Source organism: Pantoea sp. ME81, assembly GCF_903970985.1.
Lineage (GTDB): Bacteria > Pseudomonadota > Gammaproteobacteria > Enterobacterales > Enterobacteriaceae > Pantoea > Pantoea communis.
In genome coordinates, this window is record NZ_CAJCKS010000282.1 from 1 (window position 1) to 4,310 (window position 4,310).

General features: G+C 53.3%; 7 protein-coding genes. 6 read left to right on the top strand and 1 reads right to left on the bottom strand.

Annotated features, from left to right (window positions below; all coding sequences use genetic code 11):
- The 5 genes from H7A81_RS26175 to yciH form a co-directional block, all read left to right on the top strand.
- Nucleotides 1-420: phosphatase PAP2 family protein (locus H7A81_RS26175; RefSeq protein ID WP_182059217.1), on the top strand; the 420-nt coding region annotated here is incomplete at its 5' end.
- A gap of 127 nt (nucleotides 421-547) precedes the next feature.
- The gene (locus H7A81_RS26180) at nucleotides 548-853 is read left to right on the top strand and encodes a LapA family protein (RefSeq protein ID WP_182059218.1); all 306 of its coding nucleotides are present in this window, start codon (nucleotides 548-550) and stop codon (nucleotides 851-853) included.
- A 6-nt stretch (nucleotides 854-859) separates the two neighbouring features.
- On the top strand, nucleotides 860-2,029 hold the full coding sequence (gene lapB / locus H7A81_RS26185) for a lipopolysaccharide assembly protein LapB (protein WP_034821464.1): 1,170 nt from the start codon (nucleotides 860-862) through the stop codon (nucleotides 2,027-2,029).
- Between the two features lie 200 nt (nucleotides 2,030-2,229).
- Complete coding sequence (gene pyrF / locus H7A81_RS26190) at nucleotides 2,230-2,937, top strand: orotidine-5'-phosphate decarboxylase (protein WP_182059219.1); 708 nt, start codon at nucleotides 2,230-2,232, stop codon at nucleotides 2,935-2,937.
- Entirely contained in the window at nucleotides 2,937-3,260 is a 324-nt protein-coding gene (yciH, locus tag H7A81_RS26195) for a stress response translation initiation inhibitor YciH (RefSeq protein WP_182059220.1), read from the top strand. Before pyrF ends, yciH begins: the two co-directional genes overlap by 1 nt.
- Before the next feature lie 68 nt (nucleotides 3,261-3,328).
- Here the strand turns inward: yciH and osmB are convergent, their stop codons facing one another.
- A complete protein-coding gene (gene osmB, locus H7A81_RS26200; RefSeq protein WP_034821457.1) occupies nucleotides 3,329-3,547 on the bottom strand; it encodes an osmotically-inducible lipoprotein OsmB in 219 nt (72 codons plus the stop codon).
- Nucleotides 3,548-3,875: 328 nt separating this feature from the next.
- On the opposite strand from osmB, the gene H7A81_RS26205 reads away from it, so the two are divergent.
- Nucleotides 3,876-4,310, top strand: a 435-nt coding sequence (locus tag H7A81_RS26205) for a class II aldolase/adducin family protein (RefSeq protein WP_182059221.1), incomplete at its 3' end; no start/stop codon positions are given.

Consider the following 4,310-nt stretch of genomic DNA (forward strand, 5'->3'; position numbering starts at 1 on the left):
ATTGATGAAGGGGCGTTTTATCAGCAAAACCGTCAGGGGCGCAGTCAGTTGGTGTCGACTTTAGTGGCTAACGACACTCAGCTGCCGCAATGGCTAAAAAAACACTGGGCGTTTGAAACCGGCTTTGCCTTTCCTTCCGGACATACCATGTTTGCTGCCAGCTGGGCGCTGCTGGTGATTGGCTTACTCTGGCCAAGGCGCCACATCGTGACCGTGGTCGTGCTGTTTGCCTGGGCTACCATGGTCATGGGCAGTCGTTTACTGCTGGGTATGCATTGGCCGCGCGATTTGGTGGTGGCCACCCTGATTTCCTGGCTACTGGTTACGGTTGCCACATGGCTAGCGCAGCGTTTTTGTGGCCCGCTTACGGTGCCGCGCGAAGAGCAGCAGGAGATTGAACAGCGTGATGATGGATTGTAATTTCTGCGCGCGCCCCCATATGATTGATTGCGCTTACGGAAAATGCACTAAGTGATGTGCTGATAAGCAGCATCGACGGCACTTTTTTGGCATACTTCTACTGGATAACCTCACGACAGGACGCATTGTGAAATATTTGCTGATTTTTCTCGTGGTTTTGGCCATTTTTATCATCTCCGTCACGCTTGGAGCGCATAACGACCAAATCGTCACTTTTAACTATCTGCTGGCGCAGGGTGAATTCCGCATCTCCACATTGCTGGCGAGCCTGTTTGGTGCCGGATTCCTGCTCGGATGGGCAATTTGCGGTCTTTTCTGGTTGCGGATACGTGTTTCTCTCGCCCACGCGCAGCGCAAGCTGAAACGCATGCAGGCGCAGAACGAACAATCAACGGCTGTGACAAATTCTTCTACTGCTGGTCGTCGGGATTAAGTTTCGATGCTTGAATTGCTGTTTTTGCTTCTCCCTGTTGCTGCGGCGTATGGCTGGTATATGGGCCGTCGTAGTGCACATCAGGATAAGCAACAGGAAGCCAATCGTCTGTCACGTGAGTACGTTGCCGGCGTAAACTTCCTGCTTTCCAATCAACAGGACAAAGCTGTCGATCTCTTTCTGGATATGCTGAAGGAGGACAGCGGCACAGTTGAAGCTCACCTGACGCTCGGCAATCTGTTCCGTTCACGCGGCGAAGTTGATCGCGCCATTCGCATCCACCAATCCCTGATGGAAAGCGCTTCCCTGAGCTATGAACAGCGCCTGTTGGCTATCCAGCAACTGGGACGCGATTACATGGCCGCCGGGTTTTACGATCGCGCCGAGGACATGTTTAGCCAGCTTATTGATGAAACCGACTTCCGTATCGGTGCGCTGCAACAGCTGATACAAATTCATCAGGCAACCAGTGACTGGCAGAAAGCCATCGAAGTAGCGGAAAGATTGGTCAAGCTCGGCAAAGAGAAGCACAAGGGCGAAATTGCCCATTTCTACTGCGAGCTTGCGCTTCAGGCGCTGAGCAGTGACGATCTTGATCGCGCCATGAGCTTACTGAAAAAGGGTGAATCGGCCGATCACCAAAGCGCGCGCGTTTCCATTATGATGGGCCGCATCTTTATGGAGCAGGGCGAATACGCTAAAGCAACGGCTCGCCTGCAGCGCGTGCTGGATCAAGATAAAGAGCTGGTCAGTGAAACCTTATCGATGCTCGAAACCTGCTATCAGCGCCTGAGTCAGCCCGAAGATTGGGCGCAGTTTTTACAGCGCTGCGTTGAAGAGAATACCGGCGCGGCCGCTGAACTTTACCTCTCTGACATCCTCGAACAGCAGCAGGGGCCTGAAGCGGCGCAGTTATACATTAATCGCCAGTTACAGCGCCATCCGACGATGCGCGTGTTCCATCGCTTGATGGATTTCCACCTGCATGAAGCAGAAGACGGTAGGGCTAAAGAGAGCCTGATGGTGCTGCGCGATATGGTGGGCGAACAGATTCGCACCAAACCGCGCTATCGCTGCCAAAAGTGCGGATTTACCGCGCATGCGCTTTATTGGCATTGCCCATCCTGCCGCGCATGGTCTTCTGTGAAACCAATCCGCGGACTTGACGGCCAGTAACGGCCGTTTTTTTATTACAGTCGCACTATAGTTACAACATACTATGGCCTTGAATTATCTAAGTGACCCCTAGCTCCGTGCAGCCTTCGGTCGATCATCGGTTTAAAGCGCGCTGTGAGATTGTCGGGAAGGGCATGCACGGGTAGAATGCTTGCCGTTTGTCCATTGCGCCCGCGGGTGCCTGCCTTTGAGGAAACGTTATGCCTGTAACCACTTCACCGATTCTGGTGGCGCTCGACTATCATAATCTCGACAGCGCACTGCAGTTTGTGGACCGCATTGACCCGAGCCAGTGTCGCCTGAAAGTCGGCAAAGAGATGTTTACGCTATTTGGCCCGTCACTGGTGAAAACACTGCAGTCGCGTGGTTTTGACGTTTTTCTCGATCTGAAGTTTCATGATATTCCGAATACAACCGCGCACGCGGTAGCCGCGGCTGCCGATCTCGGTGTGTGGATGGTTAATGTTCACGCCAGTGGCGGGGCGCGGATGATGAATGCGGCTCGTGAAGCGCTGCTGCCTTTTGGCAAAGATGCGCCATTGTTGATTGCGGTAACCGTATTAACCAGCATGGATGAAGACGATCTCAGAGGTCTCGGCATTACGCTTTCTCCCGCTCTGCAGGCGGAACGTCTGGCTCGCCTGACGCGTGAGTGTGGCCTGGATGGCGTGGTCTGTTCCGCTCAGGAAGCTGAGCACTTTAAACAGGTGTTAGGTCAGGATTTCGCACTGGTGACCCCAGGTATTCGTCCGGCAGGCAGTGATGCGGGCGATCAACGCCGTATCATGACGCCACAGCAGGCAAAACTGGCTGGCGTGGATTACATGGTGATTGGGCGTCCGATCACCCAATCCAATGATCCGGCTGCAACGCTGCACACTATCCTGCAAAGTTTACAGGAGGCCTAATGGCTCAGGACAACCGACTGGTTTACTCCACTGAAACTGGCCGTATCGTACAGGAAGAAGAAAAAGCGCCGCGCCCGCAAGGGGACGGCATAGTGCGCATTCAACGCCAGACCAGCGGCCGTAAAGGCAAAGGCGTCTGCCTGATTACCGGTATTGATCTGGATGATGATGCGCTCACTAAACTGGCGGCAGAACTGAAGAAGAAGTGTGGCTGCGGTGGGTCACTCAAAGAAGGCGTCATCGAGATTCAAGGCGATAAACGCGATCTCTTGAAAGCACTACTTGAAGCCAAAGGCATGAAGGTTAAATTAGCCGGCGGTTAATAAAAACGGGCCGCACACTGTGCGGCCCGTGATGCTGTAGATGCGCTGCGTAGCCTGAATCTTTATCGTTATTTAGAAACCTGATGGCCGATAATACCGCCAACGGCTGCACCACCCACTGTACCCAGTGCACTTCCGTTAGTCAGGACAGAGCCACCGATTGCACCCGCACCCGCCCCGATGGCGGTATTACGGTCGCGTTTTGACCAGTTCGAACAACCACTCAAGGCAACAACCAGGGTGGCAGCTAATACCGCAACGGTCATACGTTTCATTGTTGTCGTCATCTCTTTCTCCTTGATTGTATGTACAGAGGCAACCTTGTAAGTATAGATGTTGCGCAACGAAGTACGTCATCCCTGCGTGTCATTCATTGTTCACTTTGATGCCCGCGTACAGCGCTTTAAAGGGCGAATTAACCGGTGGAAACCGTACCGCTCCTGACTTTAGCCAGCTGAAGCAAAGCTAAATTCCTCCAGGATAGAAAATTCTTAATTCACGCCACACTTCTCCGGTCTCAGCGACTTTCCGCTGCTTTTACAGCGATTCGCTCCATAACGTTTTCTCCGCTCGTTCAGCACAATTCAGCTATCACAGTTCGCAGGAGAAATAATCATGCTGGAATCGCTCAAGCAGCAGGTGCTGGAAGCCAATCTGGATTTACCACGCTATAACCTGGTCACCTTTACCTGGGGTAACGTCAGTGCCGTTGATCGCGAGCGTGGCTTGCTGGTGATCAAGCCATCGGGCGTGAAATACGAGAAAATGCAGCGCGACGATATGGTGGTGGTGGAGTTAGCCAGCGGCAAAGTGGTGGAAGGGGCGCTACGTCCGTCATCCGATACGGCCACCCATCGCGCGCTGTATCTTGCCTGGCCGGAGGTTGGTGGCATCGTACATACCCATTCACGCCACGCCACAATCTGGGCGCAGGCCGGACGCGACATTTTGGCTCTGGGTACAACACATGCGGATGATTTCTACGGCACCATTCCCTGTACGCGTGCGATGAAGCGTGAAGAGATACAGCAAGAGTATGAATGGAATACC